This is a genomic window from Halomonas sp. DP5N14-9, assembly GCF_019802175.1.
Lineage (GTDB): Bacteria > Pseudomonadota > Gammaproteobacteria > Pseudomonadales > Halomonadaceae > Halomonas > Halomonas litopenaei.
Genome location: NZ_JAHVHR010000024.1, coordinates 313,665 through 331,857 on the forward strand (window position 1 = coordinate 313,665; position 18,193 = coordinate 331,857).

General features: G+C 65.4%; 18 protein-coding genes. 6 read left to right on the plus strand and 12 right to left on the minus strand.

Translation table 11 applies throughout. The annotated features are described in order from the left end of the window. Positions 1-24 precede the first annotated feature (24 nt). Positions 25-570: a cytochrome b gene (locus tag KUW00_RS14385; protein ID WP_222569377.1), complete on the minus strand. Its 546-nt coding sequence runs from the start codon at positions 568-570 to the stop codon at positions 25-27. Positions 571-955: 385 nt separating this feature from the next. On the opposite strand from KUW00_RS14385, the gene KUW00_RS14395 reads away from it, so the two are divergent. Further along, the gene (locus tag KUW00_RS14395) at positions 956-1,408 is read left to right on the plus strand and encodes a cupin domain-containing protein (RefSeq protein ID WP_261392186.1); all 453 of its coding nucleotides are present in this window, start codon (positions 956-958) and stop codon (positions 1,406-1,408) included. Between the two features lie 234 nt (positions 1,409-1,642). On the opposite strand, the gene KUW00_RS14400 is transcribed toward KUW00_RS14395, so the two are convergent. Continuing rightward, the gene (locus tag KUW00_RS14400; protein WP_045994272.1) at positions 1,643-1,921 is read right to left on the minus strand and encodes a peptidylprolyl isomerase; all 279 of its coding nucleotides are present in this window, start codon (positions 1,919-1,921) and stop codon (positions 1,643-1,645) included. Between the two features lie 166 nt (positions 1,922-2,087). Between KUW00_RS14400 and KUW00_RS14405 the strand changes: the two genes are divergently transcribed. Continuing rightward, entirely contained in the window at positions 2,088-2,624 is a 537-nt protein-coding gene (locus tag KUW00_RS14405) for a DUF523 domain-containing protein (RefSeq protein ID WP_261392187.1), read from the plus strand. 11 nt (positions 2,625-2,635) lie between these two features. Here the strand turns inward: KUW00_RS14405 and KUW00_RS14410 are convergent, their stop codons facing one another. Next, the gene (locus KUW00_RS14410; protein WP_222569379.1) at positions 2,636-3,937 is read right to left on the minus strand and encodes a ChaN family lipoprotein; all 1,302 of its coding nucleotides are present in this window, start codon (positions 3,935-3,937) and stop codon (positions 2,636-2,638) included. A 420-nt stretch (positions 3,938-4,357) separates the two neighbouring features. Here KUW00_RS14410 and KUW00_RS14415 point away from each other — a divergent pair, with 420 nt between their 5' ends. Further along, on the plus strand, positions 4,358-5,566 hold the full coding sequence (locus tag KUW00_RS14415) for a methyltransferase (protein WP_222569380.1): 1,209 nt from the start codon (positions 4,358-4,360) through the stop codon (positions 5,564-5,566). A gap of 163 nt (positions 5,567-5,729) precedes the next feature. On the opposite strand, the gene KUW00_RS14420 is transcribed toward KUW00_RS14415, so the two are convergent. Continuing rightward, positions 5,730-7,028 (minus strand): cation:proton antiporter, encoded by a 1,299-nt coding sequence (locus KUW00_RS14420; RefSeq protein ID WP_045994275.1) that lies wholly within the window; start codon positions 7,026-7,028, stop codon positions 5,730-5,732. Between the two features lie 558 nt (positions 7,029-7,586). On the opposite strand from KUW00_RS14420, the gene KUW00_RS14425 reads away from it, so the two are divergent. Next, entirely contained in the window at positions 7,587-8,246 is a 660-nt protein-coding gene (locus tag KUW00_RS14425) for a DNA-3-methyladenine glycosylase family protein (RefSeq protein ID WP_108132734.1), read from the plus strand. 129 nt (positions 8,247-8,375) lie between these two features. Here the strand turns inward: KUW00_RS14425 and KUW00_RS14430 are convergent, their stop codons facing one another. Next, positions 8,376-8,849: a secondary thiamine-phosphate synthase enzyme YjbQ gene (locus KUW00_RS14430; protein WP_108132735.1), complete on the minus strand. Its 474-nt coding sequence runs from the start codon at positions 8,847-8,849 to the stop codon at positions 8,376-8,378. Between the two features lie 181 nt (positions 8,850-9,030). Here KUW00_RS14430 and KUW00_RS14435 point away from each other — a divergent pair, with 181 nt between their 5' ends. Next, positions 9,031-9,480 (plus strand): carboxymuconolactone decarboxylase family protein, encoded by a 450-nt coding sequence (locus KUW00_RS14435; protein WP_108447732.1) that lies wholly within the window; start codon positions 9,031-9,033, stop codon positions 9,478-9,480. A gap of 74 nt (positions 9,481-9,554) precedes the next feature. Here KUW00_RS14435 and KUW00_RS14440 read toward each other — a convergent pair whose 3' ends face one another. The 5 genes from KUW00_RS14440 to KUW00_RS14460 all read right to left on the minus strand — a co-directional run bounded on the left by KUW00_RS14440 (position 9,555) and on the right by KUW00_RS14460 (position 16,334). Continuing rightward, positions 9,555-10,379 (minus strand): phytanoyl-CoA dioxygenase family protein, encoded by an 825-nt coding sequence (locus tag KUW00_RS14440; protein WP_222569381.1) that lies wholly within the window; start codon positions 10,377-10,379, stop codon positions 9,555-9,557. Continuing rightward, positions 10,376-11,578 (minus strand): acetylornithine deacetylase, encoded by a 1,203-nt coding sequence (argE, locus tag KUW00_RS14445; protein WP_222569382.1) that lies wholly within the window; start codon positions 11,576-11,578, stop codon positions 10,376-10,378. Before argE ends, KUW00_RS14440 begins: the two co-directional genes overlap by 4 nt. A gap of 25 nt (positions 11,579-11,603) precedes the next feature. Continuing rightward, positions 11,604-13,019 carry a YfcC family protein gene (locus KUW00_RS14450; protein ID WP_052704477.1) on the minus strand — a complete coding sequence of 472 codons (1,416 nt, stop codon included), beginning with the start codon at positions 13,017-13,019 and terminating at the stop codon, positions 11,604-11,606. A gap of 91 nt (positions 13,020-13,110) precedes the next feature. Beyond that, the gene (gene hutH / locus KUW00_RS14455) at positions 13,111-14,649 is read right to left on the minus strand and encodes a histidine ammonia-lyase (RefSeq protein WP_222569383.1); all 1,539 of its coding nucleotides are present in this window, start codon (positions 14,647-14,649) and stop codon (positions 13,111-13,113) included. Positions 14,650-14,936: 287 nt separating this feature from the next. Further along, positions 14,937-16,334 (minus strand): PLP-dependent aminotransferase family protein, encoded by a 1,398-nt coding sequence (locus KUW00_RS14460; RefSeq protein WP_222569384.1) that lies wholly within the window; start codon positions 16,332-16,334, stop codon positions 14,937-14,939. Between the two features lie 107 nt (positions 16,335-16,441). Here KUW00_RS14460 and KUW00_RS14465 point away from each other — a divergent pair, with 107 nt between their 5' ends. Beyond that, positions 16,442-17,053 (plus strand): LysE family translocator, encoded by a 612-nt coding sequence (locus KUW00_RS14465; protein WP_045994283.1) that lies wholly within the window; start codon positions 16,442-16,444, stop codon positions 17,051-17,053. 212 nt (positions 17,054-17,265) lie between these two features. Here KUW00_RS14465 and KUW00_RS14470 read toward each other — a convergent pair whose 3' ends face one another. Beyond that, a complete protein-coding gene (locus KUW00_RS14470; RefSeq protein ID WP_222569385.1) occupies positions 17,266-17,676 on the minus strand; it encodes a RidA family protein in 411 nt (136 codons plus the stop codon). A gap of 138 nt (positions 17,677-17,814) precedes the next feature. Further along, on the minus strand, positions 17,815-18,156 hold the full coding sequence (locus tag KUW00_RS14475) for an MliC family protein (protein WP_108447738.1): 342 nt from the start codon (positions 18,154-18,156) through the stop codon (positions 17,815-17,817). Between the last annotated feature and the right edge of the window lie 37 nt (positions 18,157-18,193).

Genomic DNA, 18,193 nt, shown 5'->3' on the forward strand with positions numbered 1-18,193 from the left:
AGTCGGGCGCCGTCCCGGCGCGTCTCAGTCGCGTGGGGTGACGTTGGTCATCCGCGGCAGCACGTCGGGACTGTGGCGACTGACGCGATGGAGCACTGCCATTGCCACATGGCCGAGAGCGAGAGCGAACAGGGTCCAGCCCAGCCAGCCATGGAGCAGGTTGGCGGGGGCCTCCATCCAGGCGATCTCGTCTCCTTCGAAGCCGGCCATCAGTTCGATGCCGAAAGGCGAGAAGGCGCGGCCGGAGCCGTACTGGCGAAGGAGCGCGATGGAGGGGATGAGAATCAGCAGGCCATAGAGCGCGACATGGCCAAGGTGCGACGCCAGGTTGACCCGTGCCGGGCGACGCCGCTGGTTGATCAGCGCCCAGCTCACGCGTAGCAGCATCAGTACCAGAATCGTCAATCCCACGGGCTTGTGGCTGCTCCACAGCAGTTCATCCAACCAGGAGTCCTCGAACAGGAACCTGGCGCTCGCGGTAACGAGCTGCCACACCACCAGCGCGGCGATGGCCCAATGGAAGAAACGGCTGATGCTGCCGTAACGGTCGGGAGTGTCGGTGATCGGCATAGGGGTGTCCTCATCATCGGGTAACAGATAGCGTCGCGGTCCATGGGTTCTTGTTTTTTTGCCTAGGCTAACCCAGCCCAGCGGACCAGGCGGGTGAATTCTCCCAAGGGAGTGTGCAAGAACCGGCAATCAAGCGTGGAACACACCGTTCGACGATTTGCGTTGGACAGACTTATGTAAGGAAGGCAGTGGCAGCGCCACTCAAGGATTCCCAATTCGACGGCGTCTTCGGCAAGAGGAACGATCCATGACTCGAGTGTCTCCCCTGACGTATAAAAAAAATGTGGCTGAAGCAATGGCAAGCAGTGCAATCGCAAGCGGTGCTATGGCAAGCGGTACTGTGGCAAGCAGTGCATTGGCCAGCAGTGCAATGGCAAGTCAGCCAATGGCGAGCAGGGCAGTGGCGCTGGCGCAGTCACCCTGGCGTTCGCTGGTGCTGCTGGGACTCGGCCTGGCGCTGATGGTCGCGGTCTCGCCCCGGGCGTCGGCGCAGGCGGGCGAGCAGGTGACGCCGAGCGTGTCCCAGAACATCATGCAGCAGAAGTGGGTGTCCGATGACTCGAACCTGATCTCGACCATGGTGCTGGTCACCCTGGACCCGGGGGCCAGCCTGCCGCCTCACCGTCACGCAGGGCCGGCCTACGTCAAGGTGGCCACCGGTGAGGTGATCTCGCAGCTTGAAGGGGGGGAAGAAGAACGCTTTGGCCCCGGAGACGAATGGCGAGAGCCCGAGGGCGTGCGCCACGTACAGCTGGTCAATGCCAGCGACGACACACCGGCGGAACTGATCGTGGTGATGATCCACACCCGGGGCGAACCCCTGACCCGGGTGGAATGACCTTGTCAGTGTCGCTCTGATAGCGTCGCTCCGACGGTATCGCTCTGACGGCATCGCTCTGACGGTATCGCTCTGATAGCCCCGCTCTGATAGCCCCGCTCGGATCGTGCCCTGCGGATTATTCGACAGGCCGACACGACAACGCCGCGATCTCTCGCGGCGTTGTCGTTGCTACCCAGGCGGGTCTGAGGCTCGGTCGAAAGGTCGCCAGGCGTAGGCGCCTTTCTGGCAAGCCTAGCCGCGGCTGGTGACTTCCAGCAGATGATAACCAAACTGGGTCTTCACCGGGCCCTGCACCTTGTTGAGGTCGGCGGAGAAGACGACCTCGTCGAACTCACGCACCATCTGGCCGGGGCCGAAGCTGCCCAGGTCGCCGCCCTGGCGGCCGGACGGGCAGGAGGAGTGCTCGCGGGCAACCTCGGCGAAATCACGACCGTTCTCGATCTCGGTCTTGAGGGTTTGGCACTTTTCTTCGCTGTCGACGAGGATGTGGCGGGCGGTGGCCTGGACCATGGGATGACTCCTGAACTTCACTGAAGGTTGGCTGATGTTGCGAGACGCGAGCTTACCACGGGTGCCGCCGAGGCGGCACCGGGCTTGGTTTGTGTCCAGGTCCGGTGCACCATGGGACTGTCGTCGCCGCCCTTGCGCCCTCTCTTGTGTAGAACGAGTAGATACGATGGACCCGAAATCATCACCCGCCGCCGCAGAACTGACGCCACTTCTGGTCAGCGCCTGCCTGCTCGGGGATCCGGTGCGATATGACGCCGGGCACAAGTGGCTCGGCGACGAGCGTTTGGCGCTGTGGCGTGACCAGGGACGGCTGGTGCCGGTGTGCCCCGAGGTGGCGGGAGGCCTGCCCACACCGCGGCCCGCGGCGGAGATCGCAGGAGGCAGCGGCGCTCAGGTGCTGGCAGGCGAGCTCAGGATCGTCGACATCGACGGCGGTGATCCCACCGAGGCCTTTGTGGCGGGCGCCAGGCGAGCGCTTGTCACCGCCAGGCGCTACCACTGCCGGTTGGCGCTGTTGACCGACGCCAGCCCGTCCTGTGGCAGCACCCAGGTGTACGATGGCCGCTTCAGTGGCAGCAGGATCGCCGGTGAAGGCGTGACCGCCGCGCTGTTGCGCGATGCAGGCATCGAGGTCTTCGCCCCGCATCAGCTAGAGGAATTGGCTCGCCGTCTGGTCGAGCTGGATACCGACCGGCGGCGTTGAACGCCGGAGCGCTATTCTTGAGGCAGCTGCTCCTGCTCTTGTTGCTGCTCTTGTTGCTGCTTTTGCTGCTGCTCTTGTTGCTGCTCTTGTTGCAGTGCGGGTCGCTGGTGCTGTCGCGTCCCCTCACCTCGTTCGACGTCCAGAGCGGGTTCCACGATCGGGAAACTCACCGTCAGCGTCTGGCGCTGGTGATCGCGCGTCACCGTGATGCTGGCCTGGGTGCCTGGCAGTACGCGAGGCACCATTGCCTTGAGCTGGTAGGGATGCGCGATGTCACGCCCGGCAAAGCTCAGGATGCGGTCGCCGACGCGCAGCCCCGCAGCCTCGGCGGGACTGTTCGGTACCACCTCGGTCACCACCAGGCCCGGTCGGTCCTCGCTTGATTCGACACCTACCCCGAGTCGCGGCCCCTCGTTGTGCTTGTCTTCGCGTACCACAAAGACCGCTTCGGCGAGTCCTGCTTCGGCCTCGCAGGCATCGTCGGCAGACAGCGGCAAGAGGCTCGCGACATCGGCGATACCCAGGCTCTTAAGCTGTGCCTCGATTCCCTCGCCGTGGCTGGCGTGACCCATACCCACCAGGCCCACCGCCAGGTGGCCATCTTCGACCAGCTCGGCGAGCCCCTGAGCCATGGCCATGTCCCACACCTGCTGGGCGTAGACGAAGCCGTCGATCATGTCGTCGTCGAAGCCCTGGCCAAAGCCTTCGCCACCAAGTTCCAGGGCGTGTTCCTCTAGACTCGCCTCGAGCCGTTCACGGTAGGACGGCATGGCCGCTACGGGTTCGGGTATGCCGTGGCGTTGTGCCGGCGGCAGTGTGGAGACGCCATCCTCGACCAGCCGTTGGCGCAGCTCAGGGGTGACGTTCAGGGCCTTCAGCGGCAGCGTCTGGTCCCGGGCAAAGCGCAGCATCGGCAGGTACAGCTCGGGGTCGAAGCCCCAGTAGCGGTACCACTGGCTCTGCTCGAGCAGGGCGGCCTCATCGATGTCACCGGCGATCCAGGCGTCCAGTGCCGGTTGGCTTTCCCTCGGCAGCATCTCTAGGCCAATGGCCAGATTCGGATGATGGGCGTGCAGGGCGGCCAGGCTCGCCAGCTGGAAACGATGGTGGTCGGGACGATCGTGCTGCTCACCCAGCAGGACCACCTGCTGGCGGGCGAGCATCGGCCAGCCCATCGCCGGCGCCGTATGGGCGCGAGCGTCACCGGGCGTGATCCAGTCGCCGGGCGTGATCCAGTCGCCGGGCGCCAGGCCAGCGACTGTTGCAGTGCTGGTGCAGGATGCCTGGGCGTCGAGGCCGAGCACCAGCAGCATCGCCAGGGTGGCCCACCTCGGTGGCGTCCACCGGCGTGGGGGGCAGCAGCGATGTGACGGTCGAAATCGCAGAAGGGGCATGAGCGGGGCCAGCGTGAATCCAGCGTAAATCAAGAGAGAGCCAAGAGTGAACCAAGAGCGGAACCAGCGCAGCAGCAGACCGAAACCAGCGCGGAACCAGACCGGAACCAGCGCAGCAGCAGACCGAAACCAGCGCGGAACCAGACCGAAACCAGACCGAAACCAGACCGAAGCGAGAGCCGAAAAGGTTCAGGCTAGCCGCCCCGGCGCCGACGATCCAGTGTGGCCTGTCCATCGCTTGATCGATGTCCCGCCTGCGGCCTGCTGGTACCATGACGCACGCCGTCCACTGTCCATCGCCCAACACCTACCTTTAGCCACCATGATCTTCGCGACTGCATGAACACTCCCTTGCCCCACGCCGAGCGCCTCGAGGCGTTGACCCGGTTGCTCGCCGACTGGCACTGGCTCTGGTCGCCGGCGCCCTTTACCCATGCCGGGGCTCCCTGGCCCGAGCGGGCGCCCGCCGCTGATATCGCCGCCTGCCTGCAGGCGCTGGATGACGCTCGGTGCCAGCGCTTGCAGCAACGCCCCTTCGATGCCTCGCCGCTGGCCGCCTGGCTACCGGTGGATGAACTGGCGCGCCTGGTCAGGGTTCCCGATGGAGCGCCGCCGATCCAGGCGCCCGAGGTGTGGGCGGCCCACGTGGGAGGTCGCAAGTGGCAGCAGATGCTGGCCTTTGCGCCCCAGGTGGCGGTCGGCCAGGGGCAGCGGCTTGTCGAGTGGTGTGCCGGCAAGGGACATCTTTCGCGTCTGCTGGCGCGCCGCCACGACGGCTCCATTTGCGCGCTGGAGTGGCAACCGGCGCTGTGCGAAAGCGGCCAGGCGCTGGCCGAGCGGCAGGGACTAGAGGTGACGCTGGTCGAGCAGGACGTGATGGCGCCCAGCGTGAGCCGACACCTCGGTGACGCCGATCGGGTGGTGGCGCTGCATGCCTGTGGCGATCTTCACGTGCGCCTGCTGGAGCTGGCACGTGAACAGAAGGTGGCGATCAGTCTGGCTCCCTGCTGCTACCAGCGTACCCGTGACAAGATCTATCGCCCCCTGTCGCGTCAGGCGCAGCAACAGGCAGAGCGCCATGGTCTGTCGCTGGATCGAGAGGCGCTGGCGCTGTCGGTGCAGGAGACCGTGACCGCCAGCCAGGGAGAGCGACGCAAGCGTGAACAGGCGAACGCCTGGCGACTGGGTTTCGATGCTCTTCAGCGCCGGCTGCGCGGGGTCGACGACTATCTGGCGGTGCCGAGTCTGGCCTACGGCAGGATGCCGGAGCGCTTCGAGGACTTCTGCCGTTGGGCCGCCCGGGAGAAGGGACTGACAGTGCCCGACGGGATCGACTGGGACGCCTATCGACGTCGTGGCGGAGCGTGCCTGCAGCGGGTCAATCGACTCGAGCTGGTGCGCCATCTGTTTCGCCGGCCGCTGGAGGTTTGGCTGGTGCTGGACCGGGCCCTGTGGCTCGAAGAGGCCGGCTTCGAGGTCAGTCTGAGCCAGTTCTGCCCGCGCGCGCTGACCCCGCGCAATCTTGCCCTGGCGGCGCAACCGACGTAAGGCCGCGAGATCACCAGCCGGTCGCGACGTTTCCGCAGGCGCGGCAAGTCCAGGTACTGGCGCTGCCGTGGTGGTCGAGACGAGACGGCCCCGGACGCTTGAACTGTCCGGGGCCGTGTTTTCTTCAAGGGAGGGGATAGCTCGGCTGGCGCCGCACGCCGGATCAGCTGCGCTTGCTACGCCTGAATTGCTCGGTTTCCCAGACCTTGGCGCGCTTGATCAAGGGGGTGATGCTGGATCCCTGGATCAGGATCGAGAACACCACCACCGAGTAGGTCATTACCAGGATGATCTCGCGCACGTCGATGTTCTTTTCGGGAATCACGGTGATCCCCGACGGAATCGACATCGCCATGGCCAGCGCCAGACCACCACGCAGTCCGCCCCAGGTCAGGATGCGAACCGAGTAGGGGTTGTAGCGACGAAAGCGCCGGAAGCCCAGGTAGGCCAGGCGCACGCTCAGATAGCGCGACAGCAGCACCAGCGGCACGGCGGCGATCATCAGCACCCAGTCCTCCGGGTGGAAGCTGAACGACAGCATGGTCATGCCGATCAGCAGGAACAGCACGCCATTGAGGAACTCGTCGACCAGCTCCCAGAAGTGGTCGAGATGCTGCCGGGACTCCTCGGAGAAGCCCTTGCGACGGGTACGGTTGCCGATGATGATGCCGGCCACCACCATGGCCAGGGGGCCGGAGACCTCGAGAAACTCGGCGAACACGTAGCCGGTGGTGGGCACCAGAAGCGTCAGCATCAGCTCCATGGAGTGGTCGTCGGTGTGACGGATCAACTGGTGAAACAGCTGACCGAGCACGAAGCCGTAGACGATGCCGCCGAGCGCCTCCTGCAGAAACAGGTGGCCGACGCTGGTCACCGTGGGGGTGGTGCCGCCGAAGGCGACGGCGAACAGGGTGACGAAGAGCACCAGACCGAAGCCGTCGTTGAACAGCGACTCGCCCTCGATCTGGGTCGAGATGCGCCGGGGTGCATTCATCTTCTTGACGATGGCGAGCACCGCGATGGGATCGGTGGGAGAGATCAGGGCGCCGAACAGCAGGCAGTAGATCAGATCGAAGTCGATACCCAGCCAGCCCACCAGCAGCCACAGGCTGTAGCCGATGAAGAAGGTCGAGAACAGGGTGCTGCCCATGGCAAGGATGGCGATTTCCCACTTCTGGTCACGCAGGTGGGGGAGCTTGATCCCCAGCGCACCGGCAAACAGCAGAAATCCGAGGATGCCCTTCAGCAGGAAATCCTCGAAATTCAACTGATTGATGGCGGTTTTAGCGGTTTCGTCGAGGGCGAACCAGCCCGCGTGACCGGCGATGACGATGGCCAGCGACAGTATCAGAGCGCCAGCAGTGATCGCGATGGTGGTCTGAAATTTTCCGATCTTGCCGTTGATCAGGGAGATCACCATCGCCATCGCGGCGAGCAGGCAAAGGGTGTCGTACACCGACATGGAGGGAGGCCTCTAGGTAGGATGGGTGAGTCGTGTCGGCTCGAGCGCTGGCTCGAGGCCGTAAAAGGGGGGCAGCAGCAGGCACATCGGCTCGGCCCGTCGCATCGCCTGAGGAGGTCAGGCGCTGGTGTGACGGGGGAGGCGATTGTGACGTGTCCATCGCGGGAGTTCGGTCCTGAGCGTGGTGTGCTACGCCCTGGCCGGTTGGACCAGGGGGAGCGGATAGGGCTTGCGAACAGGTCTTGCAAATTGGGCTTGCGAATAGCGCCTGTACGCTGGATACGGATGTCCCGGCGGTCAGCATCTGCGGCGTCATGCTCGGAGGCGCTGAAGCCAGGCGTCCAGGCCTTCGACGCGTGAGACGCGAGTCGGCTATATCGGCGTTTCGCAGTGCAACAAAGTATACGCGGGTCGCGGTGCGGGTACATCCCGGATGTCGCTTTTTTTGAAGCGCGTGGGCGAGGATTGACAGGCGCCTGGCTTGTCTACGACAAAGGTCTGAAACCAAAGGCGTGTGTCGCTCGGTTCAAGCGAGCGCCCAGACGACAAGGAACCTCTATGCAAGTACACGATATCGCCGTACACCTGGGTCCTGCCCAGGCCCATCTGCGCCAGTTGGATGACGGTTGGGCGGGGCTGATCGATCGGGTGGGCGACTGCGGCCTGACCACCGCCCTCGATCGAAGCCCCTACGAGTCGTTGTCCAGGGCGGTGGCCTATCAGCAGCTCCATGGCAAGGCGGCGGCGGCGATTGTCGGCCGTCTGACGGCGCTGTTCCCGGGGCAGGATTTCCCCAGTCCCCGGCAACTGTCCGAGCTCTCCTCGGAGGAGCTCCGAGCCTGTGGCTTCTCGGCACGCAAGCAGGCGACCCTCCAGGGCCTCGCCGAGGCGGCACTGGACGGTCGAATCCCCAACCGCGAACAGGCCGCCGAGATGGAGGACGAGGAGCTGATCAAGCGTTTCACCGCCATCAAGGGTATCGGCCGCTGGACCGTCGAGATGATGCTGATCAACACCCTTGGACGTCCCGATATCCTGCCGGTGGATGACTTGGGCATCCGCGACGGCGCGCGCTACCTGTTCGGCTGGGAACGCATGCCGACGCCAAGGGAGACCCGCGAGCTGTGCGAACCCTGCAGGCCCTGGCGCTCGGTGGCGTCCTGGTATCTGTGGCGCTGCAACGAACAACCGGATTACCGACGCCTGGCGAAGTCCTGAACCGGGCCAGGCAAGCCGAGAAGGCAAGGAAGGAGCAGAGGCAGCAGCGAGGATGACCGGCGACAGCCGTGCAGGGTTCGCAGCCGTTGCTGCGCATGCGGTACCCGCTGATGGCGACAGCAGGGTGACTTAGTTGCGACGGCGGTAGGGGTCGGGCATCGCCTGTTCCGGGCGCCAGCGGGTGCGCTCGCCGTTCAAGGTCAGCACAAGCTGGCGAGGCCCGCCGTGGTCGCGGTGCTCGCACAGATAGATACCCTGCCAGGTGCCCATCGCCAGGCGCCCTTCGGTGACGGGAATGCTGAGTGAGGGCCCCAGCAGGCTGGCCTTGAGGTGGGCCGGCATGTCGTCGCTGCCTTCCTGGGTGTGGCGGTAGTAGGGTGCGTCCTCCGGCACCATCACATTGAAGTGACGCTCGAAGTCGCCACGTACCGTGGGATCGGCGTCTTCGTTGATGGTCAGCGATGCCGAGGTGTGCTGGATGAAGACGTGGAGCAGGCCGATGCGCATGCTCGGCAGGTCCGGCAGTGCCTGAACGACCTCATCGGTGATCAGGTGAAAGCCCCGGGGGCGGGCAGCGAGGCGAAGGGTGCTCTGGAACCACATCTAGGACGGTCTCATTGTCGGCGTTGACGCTGGAGGCCATGGCACGGCAAGGCCCCTGCGCAGGAAAGCCCCTGGGCAGCAGGGCCATCGCTCGGGGCAGACAGGCGCCATCAGGCGGCCAGCGGTAAGGAATTCAAACGCGCAAAGACTACCTCCTTTCCCGTCCTGTGAGGAGTCCCGAATGAAAGATCAACGTCTGACCCGGGCCGACGTCTTTCGCCACCAGCCGATGCTGGCCAAGTCCCTGGTGGAACTCGAGCGTGCCGTGGCCGAGGCGGGCATCGAGTCTGAGCTGGTGCACCTGATCAAGCTGCGCGCCTCCCAGCTGAACGGTTGCGCCTTCTGTCTGCGCATGCACAGCCAGGAAGCACGCGAGGACGGTGAGCAGCAGTCGCGTCTGGATGTTCTGTCGGCGTGGCGAGAGACCCAGCTCTTCAGTCGCCGTGAACAGGCAGCGCTGGCCTGGACCGAGGCGCTGACGCTGGTCAGCGGCCAGGAGATCGGCGGCGGCGACTACACCCGCCTGGCCGCGGAATTCACCCCCGAAGAGCAGGTCAACGTGACGGCGCTGGTGGTCTCCATCAACGCCTGGAACCGGATCGCGCTGGCGTTCGCCTTCCCGGTGGAGTGACGTCTGTGGCGCGACCGAACGTCTCCCGCGCTGGTCGACGACGGCGTCGTGTGCCTGTGCCCCGGCGGGCAGGCTCATCCTGCCAGCAGCGGAAACAGCGGGTGCTCCATGGGGCTGCCCGCGGGCAGTTCGTCGGCGAGGCCGGGAAAGGGCGGCGAGGTGGTCCAGGCCCGCGGTGCGTGGACCATGTCGTCACCCAGCAGGCGCACCGAGAAAGCGCGACGGCGATGAGGGCCACTGACGCCGCCCGAGGCGTGCAGGGTCAGCATGTTGAAGAATACGGCGTCGCCGGGTTCCAGCGCCCAGCCAAGGATGGTGTAGCGCTCACGCTGGGCCTCGATGTCAGGCAGCTCGGCCAGACTGCCCTCGGGGAACCAGCTGGCCTGGTGGTCCATGAAGGTCCGCGGCATCAGCCAGGGCCCCTTGTGGGACCCGGCCACAAACTCCAGGGTGGCCGGCCGGGATACCGGATCCACCGGTAGCCACATGCTGACGTTCTGACTGCCTTCCACGTTGTAGTAGGGCTGGTCCTGGTGCCAGGGGGTACGCTGGCGCGTGCCCGGTTCCTTGACCAGTAGATGGTCGTGGTAGAGGCGTACCTGGCGTGAGCCCATCAGGCGTTGCCCGATAAGCCCCAGCGGCGAGTCGAAGATGAAACCCCGATACGCTTCGTTGGTCTGCCAGTTGCAGAAGTCCTCGAAGAACCAGCCTGGGTCATCGGGTCGACTGGCGACCTTGGCCCGGGGGCTGGGATCGCGCAGGTTGTCCTCGATGCCCTCCGACAGTCGCTTCAGCTCCTGAGGGCAGAAGATGCCGCGTAGACAGATGGCGCCGTCGCGCTGGAAGGCGGCGACGTCTTCGTCGCTGACCATGGTGTCGGGATGGATGCGCAGGTTCATGGGGCCTCCAGGCGGTGGAAGTCAGGAAGAGGAAAGGACAGCTGTGACAACAGCCGGTCGAAGAAGCCCTCGCACTTCGCGATCTGATCGAAGGCGATGAACTCGTCTGGCTGATGGGCCTGATGGATGCTCCCGGGGCCGCAGATCACGGTGGGGACGCCCAGCTGGGCGAACAGCCCGGCCTCGCAGCCGAAGCCGAGCGCCAACGGCTCGACGCTGCATTCGGCCAGCTCGGCGATCCATGACAGGTAGCCTTGGCGGCGTTCGTCCAGCGGTGGGTACTGGCCGCGGCATTCCAGGGTCAGTCTGGCGCGACGGCCGAGGCCGATCAGGTCGCGATCCAGGCCGCTGGGAAAGTCCTTGCGCAGGCGCTCGAGGATTTCCATGGCGGGCTGCCCGGGCAGCGGGCGCATCTCGAAGTCGATGCGGCAGTGCTCGGGGATCTGATTCAGCGCGCTGCCACCCTCGATCAGCCCGACGTGGACCGTGGAGTAGGGGGGATCGAAGCGCTGATCGGTGAGCGACATCAGGCGCTTTTCCCGTGCCAGTTGGCGGATCTGCGCAACCACGCCCGCGCCGACATCGATGGCGTTGACGCCTCGCCCCGGGTAGCCCGAGTGGCCTCCCACACCCTCGATGGTGGCGCGCATGCCGACGTGGCCCTTGTGGGCGTTGGCGATGCGCATCGCGGTGGGCTCGCCGACGATGATGCCCCGCAGGCGTTCCTTGTGGGCCTCGAGAAACGGCAGCATCAGCGGGGCACCCAGGCACCCGACCTCTTCGTCGAAGGACAGCGCCAGCAACACCGAGTGACGCGAGTGCTCTGCCTGCCAGGCGGCCAGTTTGGTCAGGGCCACGCCGATGAATCCCTTCATGTCCGCCGTACCGCGACCGTACAGGCGTTCAGCGTGGCGTTTCGGCGTGAACGGGGCGGTGACGCGCCAGTCCGCGTGGCTCGCCGGCACCACGTCGGTGTGGCCGGAAACCAGCAGGGCCGGGGCATCGCGGGGGCCGAATTCGGCGATCAGGTTGGCCTTGTCGCCGCTGTCGTTGTAGAGCAGGGTCACCGCTGCCCCACGCGCCTCGAGCCAGCCGGCGACGTCGTTGATCAGTTCAAGGTTGGAGCGATGACTGGTGGTGTCGAAGGCCACCAGGCGTTCGATCATCGCAAGGCTCAAGGGTAGCGTGTTGCTGGTCAAGACGAGGCTCCGTGAGTGCAGACCGTCAGGCGAGGGGCCAGACCACCAGGGTCGCCAGCAGGATGAGCACAGCGCCGAGGGCATAGAGCAGGGCGATCAGCGGCAGCATGAAACGCATCCAGCGGCTCCAGGGAATGCCGGCGATGGTGAGTCCCGCCATCAACCAGCCGGCGGTAGGAGTAAAGGCATTGGAGATGCCGTCGCCAAACTGGAAGGCCAGCACCGCGACCTGGCGGTGGACCTCTGCGAGGTCCGCGATGGGCGTCATGATGGGCATGGTCAGCGCCGCCTGGCCGCTGCCCGAGGTGACGATGAAGTTCATCGCGCTTTGCATGGCGAACATGCCCAGTGCTGCGGCCGACGCCGAGGTGTCGCCGATCAGCGTGGAAAGCGAATGGATGATGGTGTCGATGATCTCGCTGTGTTGCACGATGACCACGATGGTGAAGGCCAGGCCCACCGCCAGGGCGCCGTCCATCATGTCCTTGCAGCCGGTGGAAAAGGCCCCGGCGATGGTGTTGGCTCGCATACCGGCGAGCAGTCCGGTGACGATACCCAGCAGCAGGAAGACGCCGGCCATCTCCTTGAGGTACCAGCCGAAGGCACTGACCCCGGCGATGATCGCCACCAGGGCCAGGGCGAAGGCGCCGAGGATCAGCAGGTGGCGAGGGGTCAGGTCGACGTGATCGCCCGGTCCTTCTTCATCGGGCGGGGCCAGGCCGTAGACCACACTGCGCTCTGGCCTTGCCTGCACGCGACGGGCGTAGAACATCACGTAGCCGATGCTCAGGGCGACGAACGCAAGCCAGCAGACGAAGCGGTAGCCCATGCCGGAAAACAGCGGCAATTCGGCGATGCTCTGGGCGACGCCGACGTTGAAGGGGTTGAGAAAGGAGCCGGTGTATCCGATGGCGGTGCCGATCAACGGGATAGCGGCGGCGACCACGGCGTCGTAGCCGATACGTCGCGCCAGCGGCAGCAGGATGAAGATGTAGACGATGCTGCCCTCGATCATGCCGTAGGTACCGGAACACAGGGCGAAGAAGGTCATCATCAGCGGGATGATCAGGATCTCGCGGCCCTTGAGCTTCACCAGCAGGAAGTGGACCAGCCCTTCGATGGCGCGGGAGCGCCTCAGGACCCCGAAGGTACCGCCGACGATGACCAGAAAGAAGATGATCGACGAGCCGCTCTTCATCCCTTCGAAGAAGGCGTTGAAGAACTCGAAGGGACCGATGCCCGGGGAGTCGATGGCCTGGTAGGTGCCGGCGACGATGACCGAGCGCCCGTCGGCGTTGGTGATGCGTTCGAAGCTTCCGCTGGGGACGAACCAGGTGACGATGGCCGCCAGCAGGGCGAGAAAGAAGAGGATGACGAAGGCGTGGGGGAGCGGCCTCTGTTGCTCGACGTGTGGTCTGGCGGCCATCTTGTCATGATTCATCGGCTGACTCTCGCTGGTGGCGGGTTTGTGGCACCTGGGGCTGAGTTCATTGATCCTTTCGGTTTAGTCCGAACCAGCGAAGCCTGTCGAGTCAGGGCGCGCGGCTGGGCAGAAGATCGTCGAGAACGAGGTCACACAATGCGCCTTCGTCCAGCAGACGTGTGGCGGCCTCGATGTCCGGTGCGAAGTAACGATCGTGGTCATAGTGGGTCACCCGGCGACGCAGTCGCTGACGGGCCTGCTCCAGCAAAGGTGTCGAGGCGAGCCCCTCGCGCATGTCGAGGCCCTGGCAACTTGCCAGCCATTCGATGGCCAGCACGCCGCGAACATTGGCCGCCATCTCCTTGAGTCGCCGTCCCGCCGCCGGCGCCATGGACACATGGTCCTCCTGATTGGCCGAGGTAGGCAGGCTGTCGACGCTGTGAGGGTGGGCCAGAGCCTTGTTCTCGCTGGCCAGCGCGGCGGCTGACACCTGGGCAATCATGAAACCGGAATTCACGCCGCCGTTTTCCACCAGGAAGGGGGGAAGCCGGGACATGTGGGTGTCCATCATCAGCGAGATGCGTCGCTCCGACAGGGCCCCGATCTCCGCCAGCGCCAGCGCCAGATTATCGGCCACAAGGGCAACCGGCTCGGCGTGAAAGTTGCCGCCCGAGAGGATGTCGCCGTTGTCGGCGAACACCAGCGGGTTGTCGGTGACGGCGTTGGCCTCGATCTCGAGCACCCTGGCCGCGTGGCGGATCTGGTCGAGCACCGCGCCCATGACCTGAGGCTGGCAGCGCAGCGAGTAGGGGTCCTGGACGCGGTCACAGTCGGCGTGGGAGGCCCCCACCTCGCTGGTGTCCTCGAGCAGGTTACGATAGGCCCTGGCAACGTCGATCTGCCCGGGTTGGCCGCGCAGTTCGTGGATGCGGGCGTCGAAGGGAACCCGCGAGGCCAGGCTCGCCTCGACGCTAAGGGCGCCGCACACGGTGGCGCTGGCAAACAGATCTTCGGCCTCGAACAGACCGCGCAGCGCCAGCGCGGTGGAGACCTGGGTGCCATTGAGCAGCGCCAATCCCTCCTTGGGTGCCAGGGTCAGGGGCGACAGGCCAGCCACGTTCAGGGCGTCCCGTCCCGAGAGGGTCTCGCCACGGTGGCGTGCCTGGCCCTCGCCCAGCAGTACCAGACTCATATGGGCCAGTGGCGCGAGGTCGCCCGAGGCACCTACCGAGCCCTTGGCGGGGATCACCGGCCAGACCTCGGTGTTGATCAGGGTGATCAGGGCGTCGAGGACTTCGCCGCGAATGCCGGAGTAGCCGCGTGCCAGGCTTGCCACCTTCAGCGTCATGATCAGCCTTACCAGCCCGTCGTCCAGGCGTTCACCGACGCCGGTGGCGTGGGATAGCACCAGCGAGCGCTGCAGGTCCTCCAGGCGTTCGCGCTCGATGCGGGTCTGGGCCAGCAGGCCGAAGCCGGTGTTGACCCCGTAGGCGGTGCGTCCCTCGTCCATGACGCCAGCCACCGTCGCCACCGAGGCGTCGATGGCGGCGTATGCCGAGGGCTCCAGAGACACCACTGTCGGTGACGTGAGGAGCCGGCGCATGTCCTGGAGGGTGAGTTGGCCTGGGGTGATGACGAGTCGATGCATGGTGGCGAGCTCCCGAGACGTGGCCGAACATGATGGGAAAACTTTAATGTATATACATTAACAGCAGGGCAATGGCGCGGCGTCAAGGCGGCTATCGTCGAACGGCAGGCAGGAATCGCCAGGGGGGAGTGACGATGTGTGTCACAGACTGTGCCCGATCTTATATACAGATTTCGCCGCTGACATGATCGGGGGCAGCGACTGGGTCGGCTAGTGCAGGGATGGCTCGATGGACGTCTGGACCTGGTTCACAGCGTCAGCGAATTCAGGCAGGTGTCAAACCGTCGCTACAGTGTTGCCCAGGGGCTGGTGTCCCCCTGTTCCAGCACACGTCGCACGGTGGCGAGGGCCTGTTGCAGGGACTCGCGGCTGTCGGGGGCGCCCACGCACAGGCGAATGGCCTGGGGCGCCGGCTCGCTGCCGGTACAGAAGGGTTCAGGCGTTGCCACCAGCACGCCTTCGCTCTTCAGCAGGGCCTGTACCTCGCTGGCCCGACGGCCCTCGGGCAGCGGTAGCCAGAAGTTGGCGCCGTGGGTGAGATGGCGGGGCGTCAGGGCCTCGAAGCTTGCCCGTGCCAGACGCTGCCGAGCGGCCAGCTCTGCGGTCTGCCAGGCCAGCAGTTCGGGGTAGCGGGGCGAGGCGATCCAGCGCCGCGCCACCTCGGTCATCAGCGGCGGACACATCCAAGACTGCGCCCGCAGCAGGCTGCCGATGCGCTCGCGCAGGGTGGCCGGCATCTGCAGCGTGCCGACCCTGAGGCCACCGGAAAGCACCTTGGAGGTGCTGAATACCTGCAGCGTGCGTTCCGGCGCCAGTTCCAGCAGAGACACACCGCGATCCTCCCGCGGCAGGTACTGGACGGCGTCCTCGATCAGCCAGAAGTCATGTCGACGCGCCAGGGCGGCGAGCTGTTCCCTGCGCTGCGGCGAAAGCACCGCGCTGGTGGGGTTGTTCTGGTCCGGGGTCAGGTAGACCAGGCGGGGCACCTGGCGCTGGCACAGGCGTGCCAGTGCATCGATGTCCATGCCGTCGTCGTCCAGGGGTACCGCCATCGGCTTGAGGTGAGCGTGGCGGGTGGCGGCGTTGAACCCTGGATAGGTGAGGGCGTCGGCGGCCACGCTGTCGCCGGGGCGGGTCAGGGCTCTCAGGCACAGGTCGATGCCGTGCTGGCCGCCCTGGGTGATCGCCAGCACCTCGTGCAGGGGAAAGCCGAGATCCTCAAGCCAACGTGACAGCGCCTCTCTGTGCTGCCGGGTGCCGATGTCGGGCTGGTAGGCGGCGACCATGGCAAGGCAGGCCGGGTCCTCGGTCACCTCCGCCAGGGCCTGCTGCAGACACTGATGACGCCAGGGGTGCGGCGGAGCAAAGCTCAGGCTCATGTCGACCACGCCATCGGAGTCGGCTGCGACGTGTACATCGAAGGGGCTGTTGCCGGCGGCGGCGTCATGGACGTAGGTGCCACTGCCGACCCGGGACGATACCCAGCCCCGTTGCTGGGCTTCGCTGTAGGCGCGGGTGATGGTGCCCACGGTGACGCCCAGCGCGTCGGCCAGGGCCCGTTGCGGGGGCAGTCGATCGCCGGCGGCGAGCTGGCCCTGGTCGATGGCCTCGCCGATGGCCGAGGCGATCTGACGATAGCGGGCCGAGCGGGAGTCGAATTCGAGGGAGGGAGTCCAGATTGTCATGGTGACAATAAACTCTTTGACGGCAATTGTTGCCTGAGTATGCTTTAAAAACCGGGGTTAATTCACCTTGTTTCACACCATAATGCAAAAATTGTAGGGGTACAATCATGGAAGAGACCGCTAGTCAGCTCGCCTTTCTGCTTCCGGCAGCGCTGTTCATGGTGTCCATGACCATCACGCCGGGTCCCAACAACGTGATGCTGACCGCCTCCGGCGCCAACTACGGCTTCCTGCGTACCCTGCCACACCTGTTCGGCATCCTGGGCGGCTGTTTTGTGCTGTTCGCCTCGATCGCGCTCGGGCTCGGGGTGGTGTTCGAGCGCTATCCGGTGGTGCAGGGCGGACTCAAGCTGGTCGGCAGCCTGTACCTCTTGTACCTGGCCTGGAAGATCGCGACGGCCCCGCCGCCGGACCTGCGGGTAGGCGATGCCCGCCCGCTGTCCTTCGTGCAGGCGGCGGCGTTCCAGTTCGCCAACCCCAAGGCGTGGGTCATGGGTATCGCGTTGATGGCGGGGTTCCTGCCGGACGGCGGCAACCCCTGGGTCAACGCCCTGTTGCTGGCGGGCGTGGCGGAACTGGTGGGGCTGCCCTGCATCGCTCTGTGGGCAGGGTTTGGCACCGCCATCGGCCGCCTGTTGAAGAGCGACCGATCCTGGCGGGTGTTCAATGGGGTGATGGGGGCGCTCACCGCGGCCTGCGTGGTGATGATCCTGGCCTGAACCATTCAGCCTGGCGCGATCGGAGCTTAGGGCTTGTCTGAAAAGTGCCTGCGCTCGGTAATACGGCGTTAAAAATCGGCTGGTGCGCCAGCCCGGTCAAAATGCTCATTTACACACCGTAAACTGCGCTTTCTCACCGATTTTTGCCTTGTCTAACCTTCGCTCGTCGACTTTTCGGACAGCGCCTAAGGCTTGGTCGACAAGACTCAGCCCTAGCCGGGCTCATCTGGCGATGCCCCCTCGGGCCGACGGGCGGTCAGGGTGATCTCCACTGCGGCGCCGCCATGCAGCTGTGGCGACATGGTGCAGGTACGCGCCGGATAGCGCGCAGCCTCGAACCACTCAGAATAGACATCATCCACCGCCTGTTGCAGCGACAGGTCGGTGAGGTGCACTTGAACACGCACGGTGTCGGCCAGGGTGCAATCCGCCTGCTCGAGCAGGTGAGACAGTCGCCTGAGGATCCAGCGAGTTTCTTCGGCGGCGTCACCGAGAATGGCGTCACTGCCCTGGATATCGGCGGCGGTCAGCCCCGACAGATGGACGTAGTGTTCGTCCATGACCAGATGGGAGCCCGGAAACTCGGGGTTGGGTAGGGTGGGGTCGTTGAAGTAGCGTGCCATCTTGCCTCCTGCTGCGGCTTGGTCGTTGTGCCGCTGGAGAAATGTCTGGCGAATGCCGCCGACTTTCCTTGCGGAAAGCAGGCGGCGGAAATGCGTTTGTCGGTTGACTGCGGAGAGCGTCCGGGAATAGCGCGGGCGTCAGCTGCTGACTTCGCACTGCACCGGCATGCGCCGGCCGATGGTCCAGGTGGCCTCGTTGCCCTTGCCACGGAAGACGTGCTGGCCGTTTTCCGAGGCGTAGTGCATGCCAGAGGCGGCGGGCTGGCGTTCGAGCGGGAAGCTGTCGCCGTGCATCTGTACCTCGGCGCTGTCCTGACTGTCGAAGACGATGGTGAACTGGCTGCCATCCTGGCAGATGTAGTCGGCGGAGGGCGAGGCTGCGGCGTCGGCGCTGTCATCATGGCCACTGCCGCCGGCACAGCCGGCCAGGGCGGTGAACAGCGCAGTGAAGGCGGCAACAGGGATCCAGCTGGCGTTCATGAAACATCTCCTTGTCATATGAAGGGAGCCGTGGAAA